Genomic DNA, 24,769 nt, shown 5'->3' on the forward strand with positions numbered 1-24,769 from the left:
TACCATGAAACAGATACGCCTTCGGGGTATCGCTATACGCTTGTTGATCATGTCGGCGTTCATTGCCACGGCTTTGCCCGCCGCGGCCCGGACGGACAAACCGCCGACAGCGCAGGAGACGCTGTATGAACGGCAACCTGCACCCGCCACCCGGCAGATAACCGTCGGGGTGCTCATTTTCCCCGGCTTCGAGATGCTGGATGCCTATGGCCCCATGGAGATGTGGGGCACCCTGAAGCACGCGCCGGCCAAGATATGGGGCGGCGAGGAGAAAAGGGTCGGTGTGCGGTTGGTCACCATCGCCGCCAAACGGGGCGAAATTCCCTCGAACCAAGGGCCGAAAACCATGGCCGATTTCAGCTACGACAATGCCCCGTCGCTGGATTTTCTGGTGGTGCCGGGTGGCTTGGGGGTATTCCCCCTGCTGAAGGACCCGGCAACGATGAATTGGCTACGGGCGCAGGCGGGGAAGGCCGGAATCGTCATGTCGGTCTGCAACGGCGCCTCTCTGCTGGCTGCTGCCGGCATTCTTGATGACCGGCCGGCAACGACCAACAAGATGGCCTTTCACCCTTCGACCGCGCCGGGACCCAAGGTGAAATGGGTCAAAAAAGCACGCTGGGTGGACGACGGCACGGTGGTCACTTCTTCCGGCGTCTCGGCAGGGATGGATATGAGCCTGGCGGTCATCTCGCGTCTGTACGGCAAGGATATTGGCGCTTGGCTTGAACGCGTCACCGAGTACGATGCCCACCGCGACCCGTCGTGGGACCCTTTTGCGGCAAAGGCCGGCCTGGTGGAGTAGCCGCCTGCCACGATACGGCTACGGGGGCTGTCCACCCATACGGCGGCGGCAGACCAGTGGCCCAGAAACAACGAGGCCGTTCCCGGAAGGAACGGCCTCGCCTGGTGCTGCCGATGAATGTTGTACCCTAGTTGCCGCTTGCCGTCTTGAAGGCGTCCATAACCTTCTGCATCGGAGCGGACGGCGCGCCGATGGTGATGAAGCCCAGCGGCCGTTCGATCTTCTTGGTGGCGACGATGGTCACCTGGGCCGGATCGACGAACCCCAGACCGAGGCCGCCAATGCCGCCGGCATCCACAGCCACCCTGTCGTTTACCTCTTTCACGAAACCTACCGCCTTGGCGCTGGCCGCATATTCCCCGTTAGCCATGACGACCTGCTTGATCAGCCCACGGGTGGCGCTGGCCTTGGCATCGGTATAAACGGTAATCGGCAGGTCCCTGCCCCCCACCGCCTTCCAGTTGACGATCTTGCCGGTGTGGATGTCCTTGATCTGCTCCCAGGTGAGGCTCTTCACCGGGTTGGAGGGGTGCACGACAAAAACCACCTCGGATTTTGCGATGACATGCATCTTCAGGTCCGGCACCGCCTTGGTGAGACCGGCCGATTTGGCCGCCTTCACGGTGGCGTCCAGGGATGCCGACGCCATGGCGGCGTCGCATTTCCCGTCGATGAGGTCGATCAACCCCTTGCCGGCATTGCTCTTGTCCACGACCAGCTTGTAGCCGGTGGCCTTTTCCACGGCGGCCCGGTGCGGCGCGACCAGGTCGGTGACGACGCTGGCCGCCCCATTCAGCCTGACCTCCTGGGCCAAAGCCCCCTGTGCCAGGCAGAAGGTCATGGCCGCGGCCAGGATGCTGCCCTGCAACCCGAACATACGTTTCATGGGTAGTTCTCCTCTCTGAGTTGGATAGCGTTGCAACTGACCCGGCATCAAAGTTTCCGGTGGCACTTCTCGCAATCGTTGAACACCTTCGTGCCGTCGTGGCAGGTGAAGCATGCCACGGCCTTGAAATGGTCATCCATGGTCATCAGGGCCTTCTTTTTCGTATCGAAGATGGCGCTGTGGCAGTCCTTGCACACCAGCCCCCTGGAGGCATGGAGCCTTCCGTCAAATATAACCCTGCCCTGTCCCGCTCCTCCGTACAACAGCGCCTTGTCGCTGGTGGCGAACACGACGCTGCCCAGGGTGCAGAGGGTCAGGGCGATTACACCTACTAACACGTTTCGCATGTGGTATCTCCGGACAACGGGCCTGGCGGGGGGCAGCCACAGGGTGCCTCCCGATGCTCCCCCGCCACGCCCATCAGGTAATGAGTGATTATGCCAGAATGTTCCTGCTCACCTTTTTCACGTCGGCGGTGCCGGTGATGGTCATGGCCACGACCAACTCGTCCTGCAGCTTCTTGAGCATGAGCGCCACACCTTCGGCGCCGCCCCCCACCGAACCCCGGACCAGCGGCCGGCCGACCAGCACCGCATTGGCGCCCAGGGCCAGCATCTTCAGGACGTCGGCACCGTAGCGCACCCCGCCGTCGGCCAGGATGATCATCCGTCCCTTGACCTTGTCCGCAATGGCGGGCAGCACCTGGGCCGTCCCCGGCGTATGGTCCAGGACCCGGCCGCCGTGGTTCGAGACGACGATGCCGGCGGCACCGGCCTCAAGGGCCATGAGCGCCTCTTCGGGGGTCATGACCCCTTTGATCAGAAACGGCAATTTGGTGGATTTGGCGATCTCCCGGAGTTGCTTCAGGGTCTTGGGCTCGACGGTCTTGCCCGGCAGGGCGCGCCCCGCACGGCCGGCGGAATCGATATCGATGGCAAAAAACGGCGCGCCGGTCTGCTCGATCAGGCGGATGCGCTCGATGATCTCGGCCTGGGTACGCGGCTTGATCTGGGCCACGGCTTTCCCGCGGTACTTGGCCACGGTCTTCAGCCTGGTCTCGTAGACCGAGAGCGGGTCGCCGATGCCGTCCGCCGCAAAGCCCAGGGTGCCGGCCAGGACACAACCGCCGATGATCCCTTCGGCGTACTCCTCTTCGCCGACCTTGCCTCCCAAGCCCATGTTGTAGGTCACGCCGCCGGTTACGCCGGAGAGGATCGGCATGGACAGCTTGGCGCCGAACAGGGTCAGGGTGGTGTCCGGCTTTTTCACATCGTGGAAGGTGCGCATCTTCAGGTCGTATTTGGCAAGGGCCTGGAGATTGTTCCTGAAGGCCCTGCCCGAATCGATGCCGCCCATGCCCGGCACCTCACCGGAACAGGCAACCCCGTCGCACTCGGGGCAGACCCGGCAGCGGGGGTACATCTTCTCGCGGGCGACCTTGAGCACGTCGGAAAGCTTCTTGGCGCCACCGCCGGCAGCTGCTGCCGAGGCCGCCTTGGCTTCCTTCTTCGCATCTTCGGCCGCGTGGGCCTCGGTGCGGCCGACGGCCTGCACCGCCAGCACGCTGGCCCCCACCACCGCCGCTGTTTTGATGAAATTGCGGCGGCTTACCCCTGCGCCTTCCTGTTCTGCGGATTCGATCAACTCTTCAGACATACCTGCCTCCTTCAATGTGTGGTGACGGAGTCCCGGCCGGTGACCGTTCCTCCAACAAACCCCTCGTTGTTTGAGACAATAGCCGACTGTAGCGTTGCGGATAAGGTAATTATAGCGAATGGCACAAATTGACAGATGAATGGCAGAAATCAGGGTTGAATGGTTCTCCCCCGGGATACGGGCACAGGCATCACGCGAGCGCCCGGAGACGAAGAGTGCTATTTGCTTAAAATAAGCCGTTGTTTCAGTTCCTTGGCGTTGTATCGGCTGACCAGCACCTCGCTGCCGCTGTTGTCGCTCATTACCAATTTACAGCTGCCGTTGAACCAGGGGATGATCTCGATGATGCAGTTCAGATTGACCAGGGAGTTGCGGTGGACCCTGACGAAGGAGTACGGTTCCAGGACGTTTTCCAGGGTACTGAGGGTGCTCTTCGAGGTAAAGACGCCGTCCGTCGTATGGACCTGGGCTTCGCCTTCCGTGGCCCGTATGAAGACGATGCTCTCGGGCGGCACGGGAATCATCTTGCCCCCCTTATGCACGATGATCCGCTTGATCTCGGGTTTCTCGGAACTATGAGGCGCCTCCTGGGGAACGAGGGGTTTCCGGGCCGTTACCCGGGTGTCAAGGGCCTTGCCGGCCTTGTGGACTGACTTGGCCACCCGCTCCAGGGTGAACGGCTTGAGGATGTAGTCGAAGGCGTCCACGCTAAAGGCCTGCACGGCAAACTGCTCGAAGGCGGTGGCGAATACGACCAGCGGCTTGTCGGGCAACTCCCTGATGACCTGGGCCAATTCGATCCCACTCAGGCCGGGTAGTTGAATGTCCAGGAATACGAGGTGGGGCTTGGTCTCCCGAATCCCCTGCAACCCCTGGGAAGGATTGGACGCCTCACCGAGGATAGCCACATCGCCCACCTGCTCGAGCAGGTAGCGCAACTCCCTGCGGGCCGGAGCCTCATCGTCGATGATGAATACGGTGATCGTCATGCGTTCACCGGTACGCGGAAGTAAACAGTGGTGCCTTCACCCGGGTCGCTCTCGATCTTCAAACCATTCTCCTTGCCGTACAGGGTTGCCAGGCGGCTGTTGACGTTTCGAAGCGCCAGTCCCAGCCCGCCGCCTTCATGGGGCGCCACCGCCTCCGACAGCAAGCTGCGGACACGCTCCCGGGACATGCCCACGCCGTTGTCCTTGATAGAGATGAGCAGACCACCCGCCCCCTTTCTGGCTCCGATATGAATCACGCCGCCCCCCTCCTTCGGCAGGATGCCGTGGCGCACGCCGTTTTCCACCAAGGGTTGCAGGATCAGCGAGGGAACGTTGCACGACAGGGCCTCGGCGTCGATCTCGTAGACGATGGAAAGCCGTTCCTCGAAACGGGCCTTTTCGATGGCGATATAGGCCTCGCAGTGTTCCAGCTCGACCGACAGCGGCACCTTGTTGGCGGTGGGGCTGATGTTCTTGCGGAAAAACTCGGCCAGCTTCACCAAGAGGCAGGAAGCGGTCTGGGGATCGGTTCGGGTATAGCTGATGATCGTGGAGATGGCATTGAACAGGAAGTGGGGATTGATCTGGGCTTGCAGGGCCTTGATCTCCGCCTCGGCCACCAGCTTGCGCTGGAGTTCGATCTCGCCCAGTTCGAGCTGGTTGGAGAACAGGTGGGCAAGGCCGTTGGCCAACTCCACGTCCAGCCGGCTGATGGCGTGCTCCTTCTGGCGGTACAGCTCCATGACCCCTACGGTCTTGTCCCATTTTTTGAGCGGCACCACGATGGCCGAACCGAGCCGGCCCGCCTGACTGGCGCAGCCGATGGCCTCTTTCGTGGGCGCGATCACCACCGTGCCCGTTTCAAAGGCGCGGCGCGCGGCAGGCGGCAGGGAATGTCCGCCCGGCGTGTGCTGGTCGCCATCCAGCCCTTCATGGGCCAGGATTTCATGCTCGCTGGAGATGGATACCGCATCCAGACCGGTCATCTCCCGGATAATGTGCGACGCCTCCATGGCCGAACCGCGGTTCAACCCGTGGCGCAGATGGGGCAGGGTCCTGAAGGCGATATTGAGCGTGGTCTGCGCCTGTTGCGCCATGGCCCGCTCCTGCTCGCGGGTGACGGATGCGAGCACCTCCACGAGCACCGCGATGCCGAAGGCGTTGGAGAGGATGCTGGGGAGGCCTATGGCATGCACCACGTTCAGGGCTGCCTCCTGGGGATGGGCCAGGAGCAGGATCAGCCCCATCTTGATCGACTCGGCCACGATGCCGATGAAAAAGGCCATCAACGGATCGAAAGCCCGCCGGTGCAGCCAGCGGTAGAGAAGACCGGCCACAACCCCCGCCAGGGGCGTCGCAATGGCGCAGGAGACGGAGGTCACCCCGCCGATATCGTAGAAGTAGCGATGCGCTCCAGCTATGATGCCGGCGGACAGACCGACCAGGGGCCCACCCAGGATGCCGCCGATCACGACCGGAACCGTACGCAGGTTGGCGATCGCTCCGTGCACCGGAAAGCCGTAGTAGGTTGCAAAAATACCGGCCGCCCCGAAATAAACGGCATGGAACAGCTTCTCGCGGCTGCTCGCCGTGGCGACCTTGCCGGTCAGAAGCCGTCGGAACAGTTCGAACCTCATCATGAGGAAGAAGAGAACCGCTAGAATCCCCAATCGCTCGAAGAGATCAAGGGACAGGCCGACCATTTCATCCATAGAACCACCGAAGAGCCCAATGCGGCATTCAGTACCAAACCGATTGACTTATAGCACAAATCCTGCTGCCGCAGCGAGTAAAAAGCCTGCCGGAGCAGACCGGTTGCCCCCCGACACCCCGCGCATCCTGCGTTTCGCGCCCCCTGGCACCACCGAGGGTGGCGCCAGGTTCGCGTACCAGCCTTGTCCGGCAATTGACCAGGGAGCCGTCAACATGGCCGACGGTTCAGGGCTTTCGCTTGCCCACCATTGCAGCATACTCGTCCGGCGTGTTCACGTTACAAAACGAGAGTTCCGCGCCGGGGATGGAGGCACGTTCCTCTGGCGTAACATATCGCGTCCTTACACGATCCAGCAGGATCAGGAGCCGCCGGTCGCCCTGGCGGATGACCTGCTCAATCTCCGCCAGGCAGCGCCGCCCGTACAGGGCGTGCAATGGCTCCTTGCCCCCCTCGCTGATCGGCACCACCGCATCATACCCTGCGGAAACGGCGGACAACATGCGTATCACATCCGGGTTGATGAAGGGCGCGTCGCAAGCCGCAACGAAAATCCATTCCTCGGAACTGGCCGCAAGGCCGGCGTGCAGGCCGGCAATGGAGCCAAAGCCGGGATAAATATCCGTCACCGTGCGGCACGGCAGAAAGGCATACACCTCCGGCGTATTGGTAACCAGCACCACATCCCGGAAGAGCTGGATCATGGTGCGATGAATCTTCTCGATCAGCGGCATGCCGTCCACCATCAGCAGGGCCTTGTTTCTGCCCATGCGGCTGGATGCTCCGCCGGCAAGGATCACACCGGTTATGCCGTCGAGCGGCCCTCTCGTTTCCTGCATGCAGGGGGATCTGTCCATTATGTCTCCTGACGGCCCGGGCACCACAAGCGAGGGTTTGGCGCGACGCGGGAAAGCAGGCTGAAGCCGCTATTGGCCGGGATCACGATCTCCCCGTTTTCATTCACCACGATGCGGGCCGGGATGTACGCAGGGAGGCTCTCCCCACCACTCTGGACCTCCTCGGTCACCTCCAGGCAGGATTCGCCCCCCCCCATTTTATCAACGCTGCTTCCGTTCGCCACCCTATCCCGGCCAGAGTTGCAGAACCGGCATCAGTGCGAAAATTTTCCTCCGCAATCGCTCTCGTCGCCGCGGATCTTTTCCACGGCGTGGCCGATAACGGGCCAGGCCGCCTCCAAGTTTTCCCGAGCTCCCTTGGGGCTGCCCGGCAGGTTGATGATCAGCGCTTGGCCGCGGATTCCTGCCATCGCCCGCGACAGCGATGCCATGGGGGTCTTCTCCAGGCTCCTCAGGCGCATCAATTCGCCGATGCCCGGAATCTGGCGTTCAACGACCTTCATGGTGGCTTCCGGGGTTACATCCCGGGGCGAGACTCCGGTACCTCCCGTGGTCAGGATCAGATCGGCCGTGTCGGCATCGGCCCATGCGCTCAACACGGCCACGATCCGGTCAAAATCGTCGGGGATGATCTCGGTCTGCACCGTGGCTACGCCCCGCTCCGCCAGCCAGGCGGCCAGCGCCGGGCCACTCTCGTCAATGCGCTCGCCCCGCGATCCCTTGTCGCTCAAGGTCAGAATGGCCGCTCTCATTGTCCCTCCTCCCGACGGTACACGCCACTTTTACCACCTTCCTTGTACAGGAGCCGGATATCACCGATGCTGATTGATTTATCGCTCCCCTTGCACATGTCGTAGATGGTCAGGGCGGCCACGGCCGCGCCGGTCATGGCCTCCATCTCGACGCCGGTGCGCTCGAAGGCGCGGACGGTGCACTGCACCTCGATCTTGCCGGCAGCGCTGTCCTGCTCAAATTCCACCGCCACGGAATGGAGGGAGAGCGGGTGGGAAAGCGGGATCAGGTCCGGTGTCCGCTTTGCCGCCATAATTCCCGCCAGCCGTGCAACGCCCAGCACATCGCCCTTGGCTATCGCGCTGTTTTGGATGGCGGCCAGCACCTTGCCGGACATGTGCACCTCCGCCGCGGCCGTGGCCGTTCGCAACGTTTCCCGCTTGCCGCTCACATCCACCATGACGGCATTGCCATGATCGTCGAAATGGTTGAAATTCATGGTCCTCACCTGTGCTTGAATTTTAGACATCAAAAACGTCGCGCCGTGGCCAGTTTGATGGCAAGGCCGGCAAAGATGGTACCTGCAACGCGGTTCAATAGCAGCTGCGCCCGGGCGGACTGCCTGAGTTTGTCTCCCAGCGCCCCGGCCAGGAGGCTGACCGTCCCGAACACCAGAATGGTGGCAACGATGAACAAGCAGCCCAACAGCAGGAATTGCATAGCCAGAGGCCCCCTGCGCGGATCGACGAACTGGGGGAGAAACGCCAGAAAGAAGATGGATACCTTGGGGTTGGTGACATTCATGATGATGCCGCGCCGGAAGAGCTTGCCCGGGCTCAACCGATCCACCCTGTTTGCCGGCCCGGTCTGGGCGTTGGCCCGGAACGCCTGCCAGGCCAGGAAGAGCAGGTATCCGGCGCCGGCAAATTTCAGAAGAGCGAAGGCGGTGGCAGATGCCGCAAAAACCGCCGCCAGCCCGAAGGTGACGGCGGTGGTATGAACCACCAGCCCGCCGCAGAGCCCGAGCGTAACCAGAAACCCGGCCTTTACCCCCTGTTGCGCCGCCTGCGCCAGGACGAACAGGTTGTCAGGGCCGGGCGACAGTGACAGGAGAAGTGATGTTGTGAAAAAGAGTAACAGCATATTTGCTTCAATCATGGGGCACTCTCTCTTGCCGGCCCTTGTACTAGAGGCCGAGGAGTCGTTCGGGCTTTCCAGGTTTTTGAAAACCGGCTTCCAAGCTTATATTATAACATCATTAAAATTTCGTTGAATGATCAAGAGGCGTGCTGCTGCTCAAGATTGCGCTCCTTGTCGCGGGGCAGGAGGAGATTCAGCAGGATCGCGGCGATACCGCACAGGCTGACCCCGTGCAGGCTAAGACCGCCAAGCTGGAGCGTCAGGCCGCCGATGCCGAATACCAGCACCAGCGAAACGATGATGAGGTTGCGCGGGCGGTGCATATCGACCCGGGCTTGGATCAGCGTATTGAGGCCCACGGAGGCGATGCTCCCGAACAGCAGCATCATGATGCCGCCCATGACCGGGGCGGGAATGGATTGCAGGATGGCGTTGAACTTGCCGAAAAAGGCCATCAGGATGGCGAAGCAGGCGGCCCAGGTCATGATGACCGGGTTGTAGTTGCGGGTGATCATTACCGCCCCGGTCACCTCGGCATAGGTGGTCACCGGCGGCCCGCCGATCATGGCGGCGCAGCAGACCGCCAGGCCGTCGCCCAGCATGGTGCGGTGCAGGCCGGGGCGCTCCGTGTAGTCGTGCCCCGTAACGGCCCCGATGGCGACGATGTCCCCCACGTGTTCAATGGCGGGGGCCAGGGCGACCGGGATCATGAACAGCACGGCGGACCAGTTCCACTGGGGGGCCACCAGATGGGGAAGGGCGATCCAGGGGGCGGCGGCGATCTTGCTGAAATCCACCAGCCCCAGGGAGACGGAAATGCCATACCCCACCGCCACGCCGGAAAGGATCGGCAGGAGACGGAAGATGCCCTTGGCCTTGGTCGCCACCAGTGCAGTGGTGGCCAGGGAGGCACCCGCGATCAGAAGGGCGGTGGTGTAATCCACCAGCACCGTCTTGCCGTCGCCGGTCTTGCCCATGGCCATGTTCACCGCCACACCGGCCAACCCCAGGCCGATGATCATGATGATCGGCCCCACCACCACCGGGGGCATGATCTTATGGATGAAACCGACCCCCTTGAGGTAGATGACGGCACTCAAGGCCAGATACAGCCAGCCGGCGGCAAAGAGCCCGCAGAGCGTTGCCGGGAAGCCCCACGTCTGGGTGCTGTAGATGATCGGGGCGATGAAGGCAAAGGACGAGCCGAGATAGATGGGGACCGTACGCTTGGTGCAGGCCTGGAAGATCAGCGTGCCGATGCCGGAGCCCAGCAGGGCCATGCTGGGGCTCATCCCGGTAAGGATCGGGACCAGCACCAGGGCGCCGAAGGCGACGAAGAGGATTTGGGCGCCGGCCAGCGCCTGGCGCCAGACCGGCTCGGGGGAATGGGACATACGACTGCTCCTTTGACGGGATGTAGAGAGTGAGCGGGTGGTCTGTTACTTCGTGCCGAAGATCTTGTCGCCGGCGTCCCCCAGGCCGGGCAGGATATAACCGCTCTGGTTGAGCCGTTCGTCGATGGCCGCCACATAGACATCCACTTCGGGGTGGGCCGCCGAGATGCGGGCGAGCCCTTCCGGCGCCGCCACCAGCGAGAGCACACGGATCTGCCGGCAGCCATTGTTCTTCAGCATGACGATGGTGGCGTCCAGGGAGCCGCCGGTGGCCAGCATGGGATCGATGATCAGGGCCAAACGCTCATCCAGTCGGCCGACGAACTTTTCATAATAGGTATGGGCCTCCAGGGTTTCCTCATTGCGGGCAAGCCCCACCACGCTGACCTTGGCGTTGGGGATCATGTCCAGCACCCCGTTGAGCATGCCGATGCCGGCCCGCAGGATAGGCACCACGGTGACCTTTTTCCCCTTGATCTGCTGAATCTGCACCGGGTTGCCATCCCACCCTTCGATGGTCTTGCCCTCCAGGGGGAAGTCGCGACAGGCCTCATAGGAGAGAAGAGAGGCGATCTCCGCCGTCAGTTCGCGAAACTTTTTGGTGCTGATGCCGGCCTCGCGCATCAGGCCGATCTTGTGTTTCACCATGGGGTGATTGACTTCGTGGACGCTCATAGTAGGTGTTCCTCTGAGATGGAGTTCCCCGAAGGGGTGCCGCAATGACCGGCTACGGCAAATAAGAACAGCAATAATCCACAACCGTTTCCATCCTCATCAGGAACGTGGAGTGGGCGGGCACGTTGAATGTCTGGCCGGCCGAAGCCTTTTTCCACACCTTTTCACCCTTCACCCGCCATTCCAGGTCACCGGCCAGGATCTCCATCTCCTCGGCCGCTCCGGTGGAGAATTCGTACTCCCCCGGTTGCATGATCCCCAGGGTCTTTTTACTGCCGTCGGGGAACAGCACCGTCCTGCTGACCACCTTGCCGTCGAAATAGACATTGGCCTTTTTGACTACCGTAACGTTCGAGAACTGCGACATGTACACCCCCCTGATTTTTTCGTGGTATTTACTCACAACCTGCCGAGGGACGCAAAGAAAAAAAACGCCCGTTGCAATTTTGCAACAGGCGTTGATTTTCGATTGCCATGAATCATGACATCAGCAGGCCATTATCAGAAGGTTCCCCGCAACAACTCGGCCCGCCAGGTGATGGTTGTCTGGCGCGAGGCCGGCGAGTCTCCGAGATCGGGGAGGACGGTCGGCAGGGCGAACTTGATGCTGCCGTTGTCGATCTGTGCCAGGGAACGGGTCGATTTCACCAAACCATAGGCGGAACCGACCAGAACGCCGGAAGCGGCCCCATAGGCCATGTAATCCAGATGATCGGCCGGTTTCTTGGCAAAGGCCATCAGGGCGGCGCCCACCAATGCCCCCGCCGCGCCGCCGTAAAAGGCATCCTCGAACACCTCCCGGAAGGCGTTATCTCCGGCAAGGGCCGAGGTCGCCGTGGTCAGAAGGACACAACAGGTGATCAGAGAGATGAGACGCGCCATTGATTTCATGCATTCCCCTCGCTGGGATGGATTTGTCATCTCGATAAAATGCAAGGATGACGCCAAAGAGTGCACCACCTTCCCATACATCGGAAATAGATCGCACTTACGGCAGGTTATGCGTGCAAAAGCGGCATGCCGCAGCAGAGGACCTGGGCCGCATCAACAGATCAGTGATGCATTTTTGCAACACTGGCTCCGCCATCTGACGCGATAAGCAGCAGCGCCAGGGCTCGCTCCTGCTCGTCATTGACGACCTCGCCATCGAGCCGCGCCACCAACAGCCGGTCCATGATCGTGCGAAACCGGGGGCCCGGCGCCAATCCCAGTGCCGCCAGCCCGTCCCCATCCAGGGAGCAGCGGACCTGGCGCAGACGAGAAACGTACTGGGAGACAAAACGTCTGACCTCCTCGCGGTTGGCGCGCGCGGCCAGGTAGAGGAGCATCTCCAGCGGCAGCCCGTGGAACCAGTCGTAAATCTCGCTGTTACGAACCTCGGGATTGCGGCGCAGGCGGCGTTGAATGGCATCCAGGGTTCCCAGCGCCTGCCGACGGTGGCTGAATACCTTTGTCGAGATCCGTCCCGGCACCGCCAACCGGCGGCAGGCGTCATGGAACTCGTCGGTGGTGAGCCGGTCGCCCAGGGCCAGGAAGTAGACCTGCCACTGTTCGCAGGCATCCGGCAGATACAACAGGCGGAACCAGGCCAGGACCCGCCCGGTTTCCTCCACGACCCGCCTGATCTCGGGAAGCAACTTGAGGGCGGGATGGACAAACGGCAGCAGGCCGAAGCCGGCCATGCGGACAATGGCCCCCACCGGCTCATTTTCCCGCAGGATCTGGATCAATTCGTTCAATAGACGCAGGCCACCGACCTTATTGAGGACGTTCATCCGCACCGCGCTGCGGATCAGGTTCTCGGTGTGAGGCGCGATATGGAAACCGAGGCGCTGTTCGAAACGGATCGCCCGGAAAACCCGGGTCGGGTCCTCCACGAAGGAGAGGTTGTGCAGCACCCTGACCAACCGTTCCTGAAGGTCCTGCTGGCCGCCGAAGTAATCGGTCAGGCGCCCGAACGACGGGCCGTTGAGGCACACCGCCAGGGTGTTGATGGTGAAATCCCGCCGATACAGGTCGTGGCGCAACGAGGAGCGTTCCACGGTTGGCAGCACACCGGGGGACTCGTAGTATTCCAGGCGGGTGCTGGCCACGTCGATCTTGGCTCCGTCCGGGAAGATCACTACCGCCGTGCTGAAGGTCCGATGGCTGCGAACCCGGCAACCGTGGCGGGCGGCAAACTGTTCCGCGAAAAAGATGCCGTCCCCCTCCACCGTGACGTCGATGTCCAGGTTTGCCACCCCCAGCAGCAGGTCGCGTACGAATCCGCCGATGGCATACACCGCCAGCCCCAATTCGTCACCGACGGTCCCCAGGTCGTGCAGGAGCTTGCCGGCGGCAACGGGCAGCCGCTTGCCCAGCAGGCCGGCAATGGAACGATTTTTGGGGGAGAAGTCGAGGGCCCCCACGTCGTAGAGCGCCCCCGGTTCGCCCCGGCGGCCGCCGTACATGTGGCGCAACAGATCGGTGCGCGTCACCGCGCCCGCAAGCTCTTCCCCTTTGAATACCGGCACGAAACGGCGGTTGCCCTCCACCATGTATTCCTGGATGTCGGCGATGGGGGTGGTGGGAGCGGCCCGCATGAATTCGGTGTGCATGAAGTCGGTGGCCGGGGCTGCACCCAGATCGTGGTAGAGCGCCTTCTCCACGATCTTGCGGGAGATGATCCCGATCATCCGGCCGGCGGCAATGACCGGCATGGCGTTGCAGTTGTAGCGGGTCAGCAGGTCCCGGGCGTAGGCTACGGTGACATCGTCCGGCATGGTCTTGACCGGTGCGGACATGATATCCCCGGCGCAGAACCGGGGACTGACCTCGACCCGCAGCTGCTCCTCCAGGCGTTGCAGTACCTGGTGCAACGTCTGGTCACGCACCACGGCCGATGCGGCGGTGGCGTGCCCCCCCCCGTGGAAACGGCGCAGGATCTCCCCCACGTTGACCTCCAGGATACGGCTGCGCGCCACCAGGTAAATGCGCCCCTCCATGGCGACCACCACGAAGAGGGTGTCCAGATTCTCCATGTCCCGCATCAGGTGGGCCAGGGCGGCGATGTCGCCCACGTACTGATCGCTCGTGGCGTGGGCGATGGAGATGTTGACGCCGTTGATGGCTGTGGTCTTGAGCGTGGTCAGCAGCCGTTTCAGGAGCCCCATCTGCTGACTGCTCAACTCCTGGGAGAGGGCCTCGGCCACCACGTTTACTCGCGCGCCCCGCTCCATGAGCCAAGCCGCCACGCGATAGTCGTCCCGCGTGGTCGAGACGAACAGCAGCCGGCCGGTATCCTCGTGGATGCCGAGCATGATCAGGGTGGCCTCTTCCGGCGTGAGTTCGACCGCCTGCTCCATCAGAAGCCCGCCCAGGATGGTGGATGACGAACCGCAGGGGCGGATCAGGCCGCCGGTCGGCCGGATGCTCTGTTCCGTGATCGGGTGATGGTCATAGATATGAATCTCAAGGCCGGGACGTTCCAGGAGGCCGGCAAAACGCCCGATGCGCTCACTCTGCTGGCAATCGACGACGATCAGGCGGGTGATGGCGTCCAGGTCGAGGTCCCTGGCGCGAACCACGCCGGGCAGATACTCGGGGCGGACTGCCAGGAAGTCGCGCACCGCCTTTTCCTGGGAACCGGGAAAGGCGATCAGGGCGCCGGGATAGAGCCGGGCCGCGGCGACCATGGCGCCCAGGCAGTCGAAATCGGCATTGGTGTGGGTGGTTATGACATCCATCAACGCTCCATCTCCCGAAGACGTCGTGCCACTTCGGGGGTCGTCGTATCTGGCTAAGTATACACGCTGTTTATCCAGTTAGACATACTGATTGTGCATGTGCGGCCAATCCGCGGCAAATTCGGTGTGGGCATGCGCACCATCCGGGAACCGTACAAGTTGAACGCCACCGCGGGACCCGGCGAAGACGCTGCAAAAGGTTGCTTGAAACGTGGCGTAATGGTATTGTATCGCTCATTTCGGACCGATCGCAAGGGAGATAGAGTTATGGCGCTTCACGAGAATCTGAAATCACTGGGGGCCGGGGCAACGGCCTACCGCTACGACCGGCCCGACGCCGGGCTTCTGGAATCATTCCCCAGCCCCTTTGCCCAACCGGACATGAACCCGGCCAAGGCCGTGGGCACGTTGCACATCGAATGCCCGGAATTCACCTGCCTCTGCCCCATGACCGGGCAGCCGGACTTCGCCAAAATCGTCATCGACTACCAGCCGGACCGTCTCTGCGTCGAAAGCAAGAGCCTCAAGCTCTACCTGGGCTCCTTCCGCATGCACGGAGAATTCCACGAGGCCAGCGTCAACCGCATCTGCAACGACCTGGTGGCGCTGCTCGAACCGGTCTGGCTGACGGTGCGGGGCGAGTTCACCCCCCGGGGCGGCATCCCCTTCTGGCCCACGGCCGAGTACCGTAGGTAAAAATGGTAACATCTGCCACAGAGACACAGAGGTTCACAGAGAAAAACATAACATCATCGAGCAAGCCAAGACCGGAATCGTTGTTTTTTTGTTTGCCTTACTCCTGATTTCTCCGTGTCTCTGCGGCAGATGTTGCTTTTGAAAGACTATCTATTAACAAGGAGAATACCATGTTCACCACATCCGATTTCAAAAAAGGACTCGTCATCCAGTTGGACGGGGCGCCCTGCCTGATCCTCGACGTCACCTTCCAGTCCCCGTCGGCCCGGGGCGCCAACACCATGGTCAAGACCCGCTACCGCAACCTGATCACCTCCCAGGTGCTGGACAAGACCTTCCGTTCCGGCGACAAGGTGGACGAGGCCGACTACGGCCGCAACAAAGGACAGTTCCTGTATGCCGACGGTGCAAAGGGGGTCTTCATGGATCTGGGGACCTATGAACAGTTCGAGGTTGACGAGGAGGCGTTCGAGGCGCTGGCCCCCTTCCTGCTGGAGGGGACCGAGGTGGTGCTGGGGCTCTTCGAGGGGCGTCTGGTCAATGTGGAACTGCCCATGACCGTGGAACTGGTTGTCACGGAAACCGCACCGGTGCTCAAGAATGCCACCGCCACGGCCCAGACCAAAGAGGCTATCCTGGAGACCGGCCTCAAGCTCCAGGTCCCGCCGTATCTGGCAACCGGGGAGAAGATCAAGGTGGATACCCGGGACGGCAGATTCATATCACGGGCTTAGCATCGGAAAGACAGCGCCCTGTCAAGCGGCCCCGGAAAATCCCTCAGAAGGACTCCCGGGGCCGTTTTTGCGTTCAAAAGGGGGGTGCCGTTCCGGAAAACCCAAGAGGCATCCGCAGGCGAGCAGGTAGCAGTAGGAGAGCCCCAGCATGTCGGCCACCCCCCCCATGGTAAGATTCATCCTGATATACTCCCTGTTGAGACTGTGGAGAAACGGCTCGCAATCCTCCCCCATGGCGATGAGCCGCTCGATCTGCCGGCCATCCCTCCTGATGCGGGAGAGCCCCATGCTGCCGCACCGGTGGAGCGTGGTGGTGTCGTCGACGGTCTGCATCAGGCGGCCCAGCATGGCAAACGAGGCGATGTTGGGATGCCCGTGGATTTCCAGGGCCGCAAGGTAGGCCGGGACCGCCTCGTCGAAGAGCGCCGGCAGGCCGTTCATGGCCTCCCGCACGATCCCTCCCGCACCGTGCAGAGCCCTCTGCTGTTGCCCATGGGTGGCCTGTTCCCCCTGGGCGGCAAAGAATTCCCCGGCCAGGGCGGCGACCTGTTTCCGAAAGCTCTGTTCGTCGGCCGATGGGGCATGCCAGGCTGCAACGAGCAGCAGACCGCTCAGAAAGAGATACCCCTTGTGGGTATTGGTGCCCAGGCTTGCCAGCATGGCCTGTTCGGCCCTCCTGCCGATGGCGGCCTGACGGGCGAACTCCTCGCCGGCAGCCAGGGAGCGGCAGAGCTGGTCGAGATAGTCGGCAATGATATGGATCGAACGCTCCATGGTGGCCAGGGACAGGTCGTGGTGGGAACCGCAGTCATCCAGGTCCACCAGCCCCGGCTTGGGGGTCAGGTACAGTTCCATGGCAACCCCCTTGACCAGAAACATGGCCAACAGTTCAATATCTGAAGTGCGCGAGGAGTTCATCAGTCCTTTCCATTAGCTACGTGCATGGTATGCCGCCCGCGCGCCGACGGCAACGAGTTCGTTGTTCTCGAGCACGTTGGTCGCGTCGTCGCCCCCCTCCTCGAAGGCAAGGCCACTCTGCTCGATAACATGCCGGGCGCCCTGATATCCGCGGGGCAGTCCAGTCCCACAACCATCCGGTCACATCATCAGGCGATATGCGTGAGCATAGCAGAATTCCCCAGCCTGTCCAGCCGGGTTGCGGTATACATGGGTATGGCAGGGTATACAATGGGGGAGCGATTTCCAACCAGGCCTTTGGAAAATAATGCCATCATGGCGGAAACCGCGATTCAAAAGTTCTTGACACTCCCGGCACACTTCCGTAGTATTAACTCCTCCGGGCCTATAGCTCAGTTGGCTAGAGCCACCGGCTCATAACCGGTTGGTCCCAGGTTCGAGTCCTGGTGGGCCCACCATTTCATTTACAAGGAAAACGCGCCGGATGCCGGCAATACTACGAACGGGACGCCCCGTACCATCAATTTCGCAAGAGTGCACACCGAAGGGTTGCACTCTTTTTGTTTGTACCCGATGAAGACGCCAAAACTCTCCGACATACTTGGAATCATTAACAAAATAGCCCCTCCCGGTTTGGCGGAATCGTGGGATAACTCGGGATTGCAGGTCGGAAACCCGGATGCCGGGATAGAGCGCATCATGATCGCCCTGGACGCCACCCCGGCCGTCATGGAAGCCGCCCGCACCAGTTCCTGCCACCTGCTCGTCACCCACCACCCCCTGCTGTTCAAACCGCTTAAAACCATTTCAACCGCCACCCCCCAGGGAAAACTCGTACACGACGCCATCAGGTCCGATCTGGCGGTCGTCAGCATCCACACCAGCTACGACGTGGCCGTGGGGGGGCTGAACGACCTGTTGGCCGAACGCCTGGGAGTCTCCGGTTGCCGGCCGCTCCAGGCAACTGCCGGGCAGGAGTTGGTCAAGCTGGCGGTCTTCGTGCCGGGCGACCACCTTGAACAGGTCCGTGGAACGCTCCTTCCCTGGGCCGAGGCTCTGGGCAACTACCGGGACTGCTCCTTCAGCGCCCTCGGCGAAGGGACCTTTACCCCCCTGGCCGGCGCTACGCCGTTCATCGGCGCGGTGGGCAGCCGGGAACAGGTCTCTGAACAGCGCCTGGAACTACTCATGGACCGACGCAATCTGCCGCGGGCCGTCAAGGCGCTCCTGGCGGCGCACCCCTACGAAGAGCCGGCCTTCGACATCTATCCCCTGCTCAACGAGGGCAAACAACTCGGACTGGGCCGGGTAGGCTCCCTGGCGGAGCAGACGACCCTGGCCGACTATGCGGCGCGGATCAGGGAAATGTTGCATGCCCCTGGGCTGCGCTATGTGGGCGACCCCGCGACTGTGATCAAAAAAGTGGCTCTGTGCAGCGGCAGCGGGGCGTCGCTCTTGCGCGATGCGGTCCGTTGCGGAGCCGACGTCCTGGTGACGGGCGATGTGAAATACCACGATGCCCGGGATGCGCACGACCTGGGCATCGCCCTGATCGATGCCGGGCATTTCCCCAGCGAGATCATCATGGTAGACGATGTGGCCGAACGCCTGGGCCGCATGCTATCCGAGGCGGGTTACGAAAACTGCCGGATACTACCCTGCCGTATCGAATCCGACCCATTGAGAGTCTGATTACCATACACCACAATTTTTTGTACCGGGAGGAAGCTGATTTTGAAAAAGAAACTTGAGATGTTGGAACAACTCCAGGAGATCGATTATCTGATCGACAACCTGAAAGCCACCCAGAACGGGCTGACGGAAGAGATGAGCGGGATCGAACAGGCCCTGATCGACGCCCGGCAGGAACTTTCCGGGCTGGAAGGCCGCGTGGTGCAGCTTGAGCAGGAGAAGGAAGAGCTGGAAAGCAGCCAGACCGTCGAACAGGAAAATATCCGGCGCTCCGAAACCAACATGAAAGAGATCAAGACCAACAAGGAATACCAGGCCGTTGGCCGGGAGATCGCCGCCGCCCGCAAGCAGGCCGCCGAGATCGATGAGCAGACCTTGCAGAAGGTGAGCCAGATCGAGGAGTTGAACACCGAGATCGCCACCCGCAAGGAGACCCTTGCCGAACTGGAGCAGAACACCTCGCAACGCCGCGACGAAAAGCAGACCGAGATCGGCAAAATCCAGCAGGATATCGATGCCGACGTCGCCCGGCGCGAAGCCATCACCAAGGAGTTGCCGCCCAACTTGGTCAAGCGCTACAACGCCCTGCGCAAACAGCGGCGCGGACAGGCGGTCGCCGGCGCCCGGGATGGCTATTGCCTGGGCTGCAACATGAACCTTCCTCCCCAACTCTACAATAGCCTCTATAAGGGCGACGAACTTATCAGTTGCCCGCACTGCCAGCGGGTGTTGATCCTGAAGCTGCAACCGGCGGCCCAGTAACCAAGGTGACGATATAGCATCAATAAGGGCTTCGTCCACCGCTCACGCGGGCTGCGGACGAGGCTGCAGTTTGGTTGAAGCAGGACAGATGGCCGCTCTTTTTCGAAAGGGAGGAAAGTCCGGGCTCCATAGGGCATGACGCTGGATAACGTCCAGCGGGGGCGACCCCAGGGCAGAGTGCCACAGAGAGAAGTCCGCCTGCCACGGCAGGTAAGGGTGAAAGGGTGAGGTAAGAGCTCACCGGGTCCGGCGGCGACGCCGGATGCCAGGTAAACCCCGTCAGGAGCAAGGCCAAATAGGGAGGCGCTAAGGGCTGCCCGCCCATGCCTCCGGGTTGGCTGCTTGAGGCTGCCGGTAACGGCAGTCCCAGATGAATGACCATCGCCCGGTGAGGGGTAACCCGCTCCGGGAACAGAACCCGGCTTATGGACTGCTTCAACCAAAATTTTCACGAGAACCGCCGATGAACGACCAAGAGGCATGGGACCGGGGGGTACGGCTCATGGAGAGAATCCATGACCGGCTTCCCCACGACCTGCGGCAGCAACTCGAAGCGGTGCTCGCAGGCTACCGGCGGCGCAAGGAAGAGATGCTGGCGCTGACCCTGGCCGGCGGCAGCGCCGGAATCTGCCGTGCATGCGGCGGGCAGTGCTGCCAGAATGGGAAATACCGTTTCAGCGGGCTTGACCTGCTGGCCCTGCTTGAGCAGCAGACGCCGCTGCCGGCGCCCGATTTCACCCAAAAACCGCTCTGCCCCTATGGCGATGCCGGCGGATGCCGCATGCCGGCGCCGTTCCGGCCGCTCGACTGCGTCCTGTTCATTTGCGAGGCCATAGCAGACCGCCTGGAAGAGCCGGCCACCCACACCCTGGCCCGCCTGGAACAAGAGCTGCGCCAGAGTGTGGGACAGGCGGAGACCCTGCTGGGGCGGCGACTCGGCCAACCGCTCCTGCTGTTGGCCGGACATCCCGACGGCACGGACACGCCGCGGCGGAGAGCTGCCAATTAAAAAAACAAAGAATCGCGAGGATGCACCATGGTCACCACCCACGATATCGTCCTGATCAACGTTGACAACAAACCGGGCTTCTATGCCCGCATCGAGGAGCTCACCCCCGACGTAAAGCCGGGATGGTGGCAGGTGCGCCTGATGGTGTTCACCTTTCCGCTCCAGATGTTTACCTGGATACTGGACGAGTTCCAACTCGACGGCGCCGACTTCACCATGGGGGGCACCCCCATCCGTATGGAACAGGTCGTCCCGCCGGTTGAGCAGGAACAACTCCAGGAGGGACGGGGCGAAAAGGAACAACAGGAGCGTGCCGCGCATAACTCCGGCAACCCCAAGGTCATCTCCCTTTCGGACCGTCGGAAGAAATAACGGTTCCGACATGCCTGAGACTCTCGACCTCCCCCGGAAACGGGGGAGGTCTTTTGTTGAAGAAACCCACCGCAACCTCACGTTTTATCTTGACATACCCCTTGACCGCCGCTATAAATTTCCCACAAGGTGGAAAAAAGTGGAAATTGGTGGCAGATGACCGAAGCGATCGACATATTCGGGGGGGAAACCCCGAGCACCATCGACGGCAAAGGACGGACCTGTATCCCGGCAAAATTCAGGGATGCGCTCGTCGGCCTGTCGGGGGATGCGCGCTTCATCATCACCAAGGCCGCCCCCGTGGACCTGGGCGACGGCACCTTTGGCCGCGGCCTTTCCGTGTATCCCCTGGATGCATGGTCCGGGATAAAGAAAAAGATCCTTGCCAACGAGGGGGGGTTCACATCGGCGCAATTGAACAGTATCAAGCGCCAGATCATCAACCCGGCGGAGGAGTGCAGCGCCGACAAGCTCGGGCGGGTGTTGATCCCCTCTGCACTGCGGCTGCACGCCGAATTGGAACGGGACATCTGGTTCGCCGGCATGGGACAACGCTTCGATATCTGGAGCAAGGGAACGTATAGCCGCATCAACGCGCAGGACGAGAAAAACTTCCCGCTGGATTCGGAAGCGCTCGCCGTACTGGGCATTTAAGATGACCTCCTTCCATCACCTGTCGGTCATGCCGGACGAGGTCATCGCCCTGCTGCAACCCCGGCCGGGAGGGATCTACCTGGACGGCACCCTGGGGGGCGGCGGGCATACGGCGCTGATCGCCGAGCAGTGCGGCCCCGATAACGGGATGGTGATCGGGATCGATCAGGACCAAGAGGCGCTGGAGGCGGCCGGCCGCAGGCTGGCTGAATTCGGCCCCGCGGTCCGCCTGGTTCACGGCAACTTCGCCGAGCTCGACCGGTACCTGGACGCAATGGGCATTGCCGCCCTGGACGGGTTCATCCTCGATCTGGGGGTTTCCTCCCACCAGCTGGACAGCGGGGCGCGCGGCTTCAGCTTCCAGCAGGACGCTCCGTTGGACATGCGCATGGATGCCGGCGGAGCGGAAACCGCCGCCGACCTGGTGAACGAGTTGCCGGAGCAAGAGTTGGAACGGATCATCCGGGACTATGGCGAGGAGCGCTGGGCCAAGAGGATCGCCGCTTTCATCGTCAAGGCCCGTGGCGAGCAGGCGATCCTGACCACGCTGCAGTTGTCGGATATCATCAAGGGGGCCATCCCCAAGGCCAAGTGGGAGGAACGCATCCACCCCGCCACCCGCACCTTTCAGGCCCTGCGGATCGCCGTCAACCGGGAGCTGGAAAGTCTGGAGCAGGGGCTGCGCGCCGCCCTCGACCGTTTGAAGCCGGGTGGACGGGCGGCGGTCATCTCGTTCCACTCCCTGGAAGACCGGATCGTCAAACATATCTTCCGGGAGTACGCCACCGGCTGCACCTGCCCGCGCCAGTTCCCGGTCTGTGTCTGCGGACAAAAGCCACGGGTAAGGGTACTGACCGGCCGTCCGGTCACGGCGTCGGAGGCTGAAATCGACCGGAACCCGCGGGCGCGCAGCGCCAAGCTGCGGGGCGCGGAGAAGCTGAATTTAAGCGCGTAGTCAGCCCATTCTTCTTGCTAAACGGGGCCGTCGCTTCGAACAGACGCAGATTCAAAGTTAAAAGTTCACGATTCACAATGTAGGGAGGTACCGCATGGCACAGGCAAGAACCGAATACGGCAAGGTCGTCGCTCCGCGCCCCTTGAGCGGAACCGAACTGGTCACCCAGCGGGTGGACATGTTCAAGTTCCTGATGATCTGCATGGTCCTTTTCACGATCGTCTCGGTTTTCCATGTCTGGTCGCGTTTCAAGCTGATCGACCTGAATCTGCGCATATCCGAGACCAACCGCCAACTGAAGGATGCGGAGGAGGAACAGAAACGGCTCAAACTTGAGGCGGCATCCCTCAAGACACCTGAACGCATCGAGACCATCGCCAAAAGCGACCTTGCCATGGGCCTGCCCACCGAGCAACAGGTGATCGTCGTCAAATGAATACCGACCGGGAAAAATGGGCCAGGGTCCGGATCGTCATGATCGGGACCATATTCGGCCTGTTGTTCCTGAGCGTCACCGGCAGGGCGTTCTATCTCCAGATACTCCAGCACGAGGAGCTGGTGAAGAAGGCCGAGCGGCAGCACCAGCATATCGTCCAGCTCAACCCGGGGCGCGGCGTCATCATGGACCGCAACGGCACGCCGCTGGCCGTGTCCGTGGACATGGATTCATGCTATGCCGAACCGCGCCGCATCAAGGACATGGACGGCACGGCCGGGGTGCTGGCGCCGTTTCTCGGGACATCAAAGCAGGAACTGCTCAAGAAGCTCTCCAGCGACAAGGGGTTTGTCTGGATCGAGCGGCGCCTGACCCCCGAGGTAGCGGCCCGGATCAAGAACCTCAAGCTGACCGGCATCGGCTTTGTCTCCGAGTCGAAACGCTTTTACCCCAATAGCGAGGTCGCTTCCCACGTGGTCGGGTTTACCGGCGTGGACCCGGTCGGGCTGGAAGGGGTGGAACGCAAATACGATTCCGTCATCCTGGGCAACACCGGCTACATGGTGACCGAGCGCGATGCCCTGGGACGCGATATAGCCCTCAAGGATACGGTCATCAAAAATTCTTCGCCGGGCAAGAACATCGTTCTCACCCTGGACAAGAACATCGAATACATCGCGGAAAAGGAACTGGCCAAGGCGGTGACGGAGAGCGGCGCCAAGAACGGCATGGCCCTGGTCATGGAATCGGATACCGGCAGGGTTCTCGCCATGGCCAATTATCCCACCTTCAACCCCAATGCCTATGCCCATTACCCCCAGGCCATACTGCGCAACCGCGTCGTCGCCGACAGTTTCGAGCCCGGTTCGACCTTCAAGATCTTCCTGGTCTCCGCGGCACTGGAGGAGCGGATCCTCAGGCCAAACGACGTCATCAACTGCGAGAACGGCCGCTATACCGTCGCCGACCGGACCATCCACGATACCCACAGCTACGCCCGGCTGTCCGTGAGCGACATCCTCAAGTATTCGAGCAATATCGGCGCGGCCAAGATCGGCTTCAAGCTCGGCGATGAACGCCTGTTCCGCTATCTGAGAAATTTCGGGTTCGGCGAGCGCACCGGCGTGGACCTCCCGGGGGAGTCCCCGGGCAACCTGCGGGACAAGCACCGCTTGTACGGGGTTGATCTGGCCACCATCTCCTTCGGCCAGGGGGTCTCGGTCTCGGCCATCCAACTGGTGAGCGCGGTTTCCGCCGTTGCCAACGGCGGCACGCTCATGAAGCCTTTCCTTGTGGAGCGCATCCTGGACGACAGCGGCCGCGAGGTGCAGAAATTCGAGCCCCAGGCGGTGCGCCGCGTGATCTCCACGGATACGGCCAAAAAGGTCACCAGGATGATGGAGAGCGTCACCAGCGAAGGCGGTACCGGCCTCAACGCCGCCATAGACGGGTTCCTGGTGGCCGGCAAGACCGGCACGGCTCAAAAGGCGGACCCGGTGACCCACGGCTACTCCGCCACCCGGAGGACCGGTTCGTTTATCGGTTTTGTCCCGGCCGACAAGCCCAAGCTGACGATCCTGGTGGTGATCGACGAACCGAAGACCAGCCCCTACGGCGGCGTTGTTGCGGCCCCGGCTTTCCGCTCCATTGCCGTGAATGCGCTGGCCTATCTGAAAATCATGCCCAAGGGCGAGACCCAAAAGGCGCCCAAGGTCGTTGCCGCCCAGACCCCGCCCCCCCCGAAGACGGATGCCGCGTCGGAGGGAGACGCCCTGGATGCGACTACCGGGGTTGCCGTCATGCCGGATTTCCGAGGCATGAGCATGCGCCGGGTCATGCAGGTGATGGAAAAACGCGGTATCAATATCAAGCTGATGGGTAGCGGACGGGCCGTGGAACAGAATCCTCCCCCCGGTCAGACGATCCGAGGGGTAGACGAGGTTTGGATAAAATTCACACCTTCCGCATGAA

At 61.9% G+C, this 24,769-nt stretch carries 27 protein-coding genes, 1 tRNA gene and 1 other RNA gene; 13 read left to right on the top strand and 16 right to left on the bottom strand.

What is annotated here, in order from left to right; genetic code table 11:
* The first annotated feature begins 4 nt into the window (after positions 1 to 4).
* Positions 5 to 805, top strand: a complete 801-nt coding sequence (locus F6V30_RS01280; RefSeq protein ID WP_191965540.1) for a DJ-1/PfpI family protein — start codon at positions 5 to 7, stop codon at positions 803 to 805.
* A gap of 127 nt (positions 806 to 932) precedes the next feature.
* Here the strand turns inward: F6V30_RS01280 and F6V30_RS01285 are convergent, their stop codons facing one another.
* The 15 genes from F6V30_RS01285 to F6V30_RS01355 all read right to left on the bottom strand — a co-directional run bounded on the left by F6V30_RS01285 (position 933) and on the right by F6V30_RS01355 (position 14,570).
* Positions 933 to 1,691, bottom strand: a complete 759-nt coding sequence (locus tag F6V30_RS01285; protein WP_191965541.1) for a substrate-binding domain-containing protein — start codon at positions 1,689 to 1,691, stop codon at positions 933 to 935.
* A 47-nt stretch (positions 1,692 to 1,738) separates the two neighbouring features.
* Positions 1,739 to 2,038, bottom strand: a complete 300-nt coding sequence (locus F6V30_RS01290; RefSeq protein ID WP_151154720.1) for a c(7)-type cytochrome triheme domain-containing protein — start codon at positions 2,036 to 2,038, stop codon at positions 1,739 to 1,741.
* Between the two features lie 88 nt (positions 2,039 to 2,126).
* Positions 2,127 to 3,347, bottom strand: coding sequence for an alpha-hydroxy-acid oxidizing protein (locus F6V30_RS01295; RefSeq protein WP_151154721.1), 1,221 nt, complete (start codon positions 3,345 to 3,347; stop codon positions 2,127 to 2,129).
* Positions 3,348 to 3,565: 218 nt separating this feature from the next.
* Positions 3,566 to 4,336 (bottom strand): LytR/AlgR family response regulator transcription factor, encoded by a 771-nt coding sequence (locus F6V30_RS01300; protein ID WP_151154722.1) that lies wholly within the window; start codon positions 4,334 to 4,336, stop codon positions 3,566 to 3,568.
* Positions 4,333 to 6,048, bottom strand: coding sequence for a sensor histidine kinase (locus F6V30_RS01305; protein WP_246163121.1), 1,716 nt, complete (start codon positions 6,046 to 6,048; stop codon positions 4,333 to 4,335). The genes F6V30_RS01300 and F6V30_RS01305 overlap by 4 nt, the downstream gene beginning before the upstream one ends.
* A 226-nt stretch (positions 6,049 to 6,274) precedes the next feature.
* Positions 6,275 to 6,904 (bottom strand): molybdenum cofactor guanylyltransferase, encoded by a 630-nt coding sequence (mobA, locus tag F6V30_RS01310; RefSeq protein WP_151154723.1) that lies wholly within the window; start codon positions 6,902 to 6,904, stop codon positions 6,275 to 6,277.
* Positions 6,904 to 7,128 carry a hypothetical protein gene (locus F6V30_RS01315; RefSeq protein WP_151154724.1) on the bottom strand — a complete coding sequence of 75 codons (225 nt, stop codon included), beginning with the start codon at positions 7,126 to 7,128 and terminating at the stop codon, positions 6,904 to 6,906. The genes mobA and F6V30_RS01315 overlap by 1 nt, the downstream gene beginning before the upstream one ends.
* A gap of 30 nt (positions 7,129 to 7,158) precedes the next feature.
* The gene (locus F6V30_RS01320; protein WP_151154725.1) at positions 7,159 to 7,656 is read right to left on the bottom strand and encodes a MogA/MoaB family molybdenum cofactor biosynthesis protein; all 498 of its coding nucleotides are present in this window, start codon (positions 7,654 to 7,656) and stop codon (positions 7,159 to 7,161) included.
* Positions 7,653 to 8,135, bottom strand: a complete 483-nt coding sequence (gene moaC / locus F6V30_RS01325; RefSeq protein WP_151154726.1) for a cyclic pyranopterin monophosphate synthase MoaC — start codon at positions 8,133 to 8,135, stop codon at positions 7,653 to 7,655. The genes F6V30_RS01320 and moaC overlap by 4 nt, the downstream gene beginning before the upstream one ends.
* A gap of 29 nt (positions 8,136 to 8,164) precedes the next feature.
* Complete coding sequence (locus tag F6V30_RS01330) at positions 8,165 to 8,794, bottom strand: LysE family translocator (RefSeq protein ID WP_151154727.1); 630 nt, start codon at positions 8,792 to 8,794, stop codon at positions 8,165 to 8,167.
* 119 nt (positions 8,795 to 8,913) lie between these two features.
* Positions 8,914 to 10,170 carry a uracil-xanthine permease family protein gene (locus F6V30_RS01335; protein ID WP_151154728.1) on the bottom strand — a complete coding sequence of 419 codons (1,257 nt, stop codon included), beginning with the start codon at positions 10,168 to 10,170 and terminating at the stop codon, positions 8,914 to 8,916.
* Between the two features lie 45 nt (positions 10,171 to 10,215).
* Complete coding sequence (upp, locus tag F6V30_RS01340) at positions 10,216 to 10,845, bottom strand: uracil phosphoribosyltransferase (protein ID WP_151154729.1); 630 nt, start codon at positions 10,843 to 10,845, stop codon at positions 10,216 to 10,218.
* Positions 10,846 to 10,897: 52 nt separating this feature from the next.
* Positions 10,898 to 11,212: a pyrimidine/purine nucleoside phosphorylase gene (gene ppnP / locus F6V30_RS01345; RefSeq protein WP_151154730.1), complete on the bottom strand. Its 315-nt coding sequence runs from the start codon at positions 11,210 to 11,212 to the stop codon at positions 10,898 to 10,900.
* 134 nt (positions 11,213 to 11,346) lie between these two features.
* Positions 11,347 to 11,736: a hypothetical protein gene (locus F6V30_RS01350; protein WP_151154731.1), complete on the bottom strand. Its 390-nt coding sequence runs from the start codon at positions 11,734 to 11,736 to the stop codon at positions 11,347 to 11,349.
* A 161-nt stretch (positions 11,737 to 11,897) separates the two neighbouring features.
* Positions 11,898 to 14,570 carry a CBS domain-containing protein gene (locus F6V30_RS01355; protein WP_151154732.1) on the bottom strand — a complete coding sequence of 891 codons (2,673 nt, stop codon included), beginning with the start codon at positions 14,568 to 14,570 and terminating at the stop codon, positions 11,898 to 11,900.
* Between the two features lie 267 nt (positions 14,571 to 14,837).
* Between F6V30_RS01355 and queF the strand changes: the two genes are divergently transcribed.
* Together queF and F6V30_RS01365 are read left to right on the top strand one after the other, a co-directional pair.
* Positions 14,838 to 15,266 (top strand): preQ(1) synthase, encoded by a 429-nt coding sequence (queF, locus tag F6V30_RS01360; protein WP_149307141.1) that lies wholly within the window; start codon positions 14,838 to 14,840, stop codon positions 15,264 to 15,266.
* Between the two features lie 170 nt (positions 15,267 to 15,436).
* Entirely contained in the window at positions 15,437 to 16,000 is a 564-nt protein-coding gene (locus tag F6V30_RS01365; protein WP_151154733.1) for an elongation factor P, read from the top strand.
* Positions 16,001 to 16,021: 21 nt separating this feature from the next.
* Here F6V30_RS01365 and F6V30_RS01370 read toward each other — a convergent pair whose 3' ends face one another.
* Positions 16,022 to 16,918: a triphosphoribosyl-dephospho-CoA synthase gene (locus F6V30_RS01370; protein WP_151154734.1), complete on the bottom strand. Its 897-nt coding sequence runs from the start codon at positions 16,916 to 16,918 to the stop codon at positions 16,022 to 16,024.
* Between the two features lie 381 nt (positions 16,919 to 17,299).
* On the opposite strand from F6V30_RS01370, the gene F6V30_RS01375 reads away from it, so the two are divergent.
* The 10 genes from F6V30_RS01375 to F6V30_RS01420 all read left to right on the top strand — a co-directional run bounded on the left by F6V30_RS01375 (position 17,300) and on the right by F6V30_RS01420 (position 24,768).
* Positions 17,300 to 17,376: transfer RNA gene (locus F6V30_RS01375), tRNA-Ile, on the top strand.
* 115 nt (positions 17,377 to 17,491) lie between these two features.
* Complete coding sequence (locus tag F6V30_RS01380; protein WP_151154735.1) at positions 17,492 to 18,610, top strand: Nif3-like dinuclear metal center hexameric protein; 1,119 nt, start codon at positions 17,492 to 17,494, stop codon at positions 18,608 to 18,610.
* 42 nt (positions 18,611 to 18,652) lie between these two features.
* Positions 18,653 to 19,372 carry a zinc ribbon domain-containing protein gene (locus F6V30_RS01385; RefSeq protein WP_151154736.1) on the top strand — a complete coding sequence of 240 codons (720 nt, stop codon included), beginning with the start codon at positions 18,653 to 18,655 and terminating at the stop codon, positions 19,370 to 19,372.
* A 76-nt stretch (positions 19,373 to 19,448) separates the two neighbouring features.
* An RNA gene (gene rnpB, locus F6V30_RS01390) (RNase P RNA component class A) lies at positions 19,449 to 19,813 on the top strand.
* 22 nt (positions 19,814 to 19,835) lie between these two features.
* Complete coding sequence (locus F6V30_RS01395) at positions 19,836 to 20,381, top strand: hypothetical protein (protein WP_151154737.1); 546 nt, start codon at positions 19,836 to 19,838, stop codon at positions 20,379 to 20,381.
* A gap of 27 nt (positions 20,382 to 20,408) precedes the next feature.
* The gene (locus tag F6V30_RS01400; RefSeq protein ID WP_151154738.1) at positions 20,409 to 20,753 is read left to right on the top strand and encodes a hypothetical protein; all 345 of its coding nucleotides are present in this window, start codon (positions 20,409 to 20,411) and stop codon (positions 20,751 to 20,753) included.
* Positions 20,754 to 20,909: 156 nt separating this feature from the next.
* The gene (mraZ, locus tag F6V30_RS01405) at positions 20,910 to 21,407 is read left to right on the top strand and encodes a division/cell wall cluster transcriptional repressor MraZ (protein ID WP_151154739.1); all 498 of its coding nucleotides are present in this window, start codon (positions 20,910 to 20,912) and stop codon (positions 21,405 to 21,407) included.
* 1 nt (position 21,408) lies between these two features.
* Positions 21,409 to 22,362, top strand: a complete 954-nt coding sequence (gene rsmH / locus F6V30_RS01410) for a 16S rRNA (cytosine(1402)-N(4))-methyltransferase RsmH (RefSeq protein WP_151154740.1) — start codon at positions 21,409 to 21,411, stop codon at positions 22,360 to 22,362.
* A 94-nt stretch (positions 22,363 to 22,456) separates the two neighbouring features.
* The gene (ftsL, locus tag F6V30_RS01415) at positions 22,457 to 22,798 is read left to right on the top strand and encodes a cell division protein FtsL (RefSeq protein WP_151154741.1); all 342 of its coding nucleotides are present in this window, start codon (positions 22,457 to 22,459) and stop codon (positions 22,796 to 22,798) included.
* Complete coding sequence (locus F6V30_RS01420; RefSeq protein ID WP_151154742.1) at positions 22,795 to 24,768, top strand: penicillin-binding protein; 1,974 nt, start codon at positions 22,795 to 22,797, stop codon at positions 24,766 to 24,768. The genes ftsL and F6V30_RS01420 overlap by 4 nt, the downstream gene beginning before the upstream one ends.
* Position 24,769 lies beyond the last annotated feature (1 nt).

Source organism: Oryzomonas sagensis (genome assembly GCF_008802355.1).
Taxonomy (GTDB): domain Bacteria; phylum Desulfobacterota; class Desulfuromonadia; order Geobacterales; family Pseudopelobacteraceae; genus Oryzomonas; species Oryzomonas sagensis.

What these genes read in the sequence shown, in the direction of transcription:
- mobA (WP_151154723.1), bottom strand. Translation starts at nt 6,904, where the DNA reads ATGGACAGATCCCCCTGCATGCAGGAAACGAGAGGGCCGCTCGACGGC.
- F6V30_RS01320 (WP_151154725.1), bottom strand. Translation starts at nt 7,656, where the DNA reads ATGAGAGCGGCCATTCTGACCTTGAGCGACAAGGGATCGCGGGGCGAG.
- moaC (WP_151154726.1), bottom strand. Translation starts at nt 8,135, where the DNA reads ATGAATTTCAACCATTTCGACGATCATGGCAATGCCGTCATGGTGGAT.
- F6V30_RS01330 (WP_151154727.1), bottom strand. Translation starts at nt 8,794, where the DNA reads ATGATTGAAGCAAATATGCTGTTACTCTTTTTCACAACATCACTTCTC.
- F6V30_RS01395 (WP_151154737.1), top strand. Translation starts at nt 19,836, where the DNA reads ATGAACGACCAAGAGGCATGGGACCGGGGGGTACGGCTCATGGAGAGA.
- F6V30_RS01370 (WP_151154734.1), bottom strand. Translation starts at nt 16,918, where the DNA reads ATGAACTCCTCGCGCACTTCAGATATTGAACTGTTGGCCATGTTTCTG.
- rsmH (WP_151154740.1), top strand. Translation starts at nt 21,409, where the DNA reads ATGACCTCCTTCCATCACCTGTCGGTCATGCCGGACGAGGTCATCGCC.
- F6V30_RS01305 (WP_246163121.1), bottom strand. Translation starts at nt 6,048, where the DNA reads ATGGATGAAATGGTCGGCCTGTCCCTTGATCTCTTCGAGCGATTGGGG.
- F6V30_RS01420 (WP_151154742.1), top strand. Translation starts at nt 22,795, where the DNA reads ATGAATACCGACCGGGAAAAATGGGCCAGGGTCCGGATCGTCATGATC.
- F6V30_RS01280 (WP_191965540.1), top strand. Translation starts at nt 5, where the DNA reads ATGAAACAGATACGCCTTCGGGGTATCGCTATACGCTTGTTGATCATG.
- F6V30_RS01350 (WP_151154731.1), bottom strand. Translation starts at nt 11,736, where the DNA reads ATGAAATCAATGGCGCGTCTCATCTCTCTGATCACCTGTTGTGTCCTT.
- ppnP (WP_151154730.1), bottom strand. Translation starts at nt 11,212, where the DNA reads ATGTCGCAGTTCTCGAACGTTACGGTAGTCAAAAAGGCCAATGTCTAT.
- mraZ (WP_151154739.1), top strand. Translation starts at nt 20,910, where the DNA reads ATGACCGAAGCGATCGACATATTCGGGGGGGAAACCCCGAGCACCATC.
- F6V30_RS01300 (WP_151154722.1), bottom strand. Translation starts at nt 4,336, where the DNA reads ATGACGATCACCGTATTCATCATCGACGATGAGGCTCCGGCCCGCAGG.
- queF (WP_149307141.1), top strand. Translation starts at nt 14,838, where the DNA reads ATGGCGCTTCACGAGAATCTGAAATCACTGGGGGCCGGGGCAACGGCC.
- F6V30_RS01355 (WP_151154732.1), bottom strand. Translation starts at nt 14,570, where the DNA reads ATGGATGTCATAACCACCCACACCAATGCCGATTTCGACTGCCTGGGC.
- F6V30_RS01290 (WP_151154720.1), bottom strand. Translation starts at nt 2,038, where the DNA reads ATGCGAAACGTGTTAGTAGGTGTAATCGCCCTGACCCTCTGCACCCTG.
- F6V30_RS01295 (WP_151154721.1), bottom strand. Translation starts at nt 3,347, where the DNA reads ATGTCTGAAGAGTTGATCGAATCCGCAGAACAGGAAGGCGCAGGGGTA.
- F6V30_RS01380 (WP_151154735.1), top strand. Translation starts at nt 17,492, where the DNA reads ATGAAGACGCCAAAACTCTCCGACATACTTGGAATCATTAACAAAATA.
- upp (WP_151154729.1), bottom strand. Translation starts at nt 10,845, where the DNA reads ATGAGCGTCCACGAAGTCAATCACCCCATGGTGAAACACAAGATCGGC.
- F6V30_RS01400 (WP_151154738.1), top strand. Translation starts at nt 20,409, where the DNA reads ATGGTCACCACCCACGATATCGTCCTGATCAACGTTGACAACAAACCG.
- ftsL (WP_151154741.1), top strand. Translation starts at nt 22,457, where the DNA reads ATGGCACAGGCAAGAACCGAATACGGCAAGGTCGTCGCTCCGCGCCCC.
- F6V30_RS01285 (WP_191965541.1), bottom strand. Translation starts at nt 1,691, where the DNA reads ATGAAACGTATGTTCGGGTTGCAGGGCAGCATCCTGGCCGCGGCCATG.
- F6V30_RS01335 (WP_151154728.1), bottom strand. Translation starts at nt 10,170, where the DNA reads ATGTCCCATTCCCCCGAGCCGGTCTGGCGCCAGGCGCTGGCCGGCGCC.
- F6V30_RS01365 (WP_151154733.1), top strand. Translation starts at nt 15,437, where the DNA reads ATGTTCACCACATCCGATTTCAAAAAAGGACTCGTCATCCAGTTGGAC.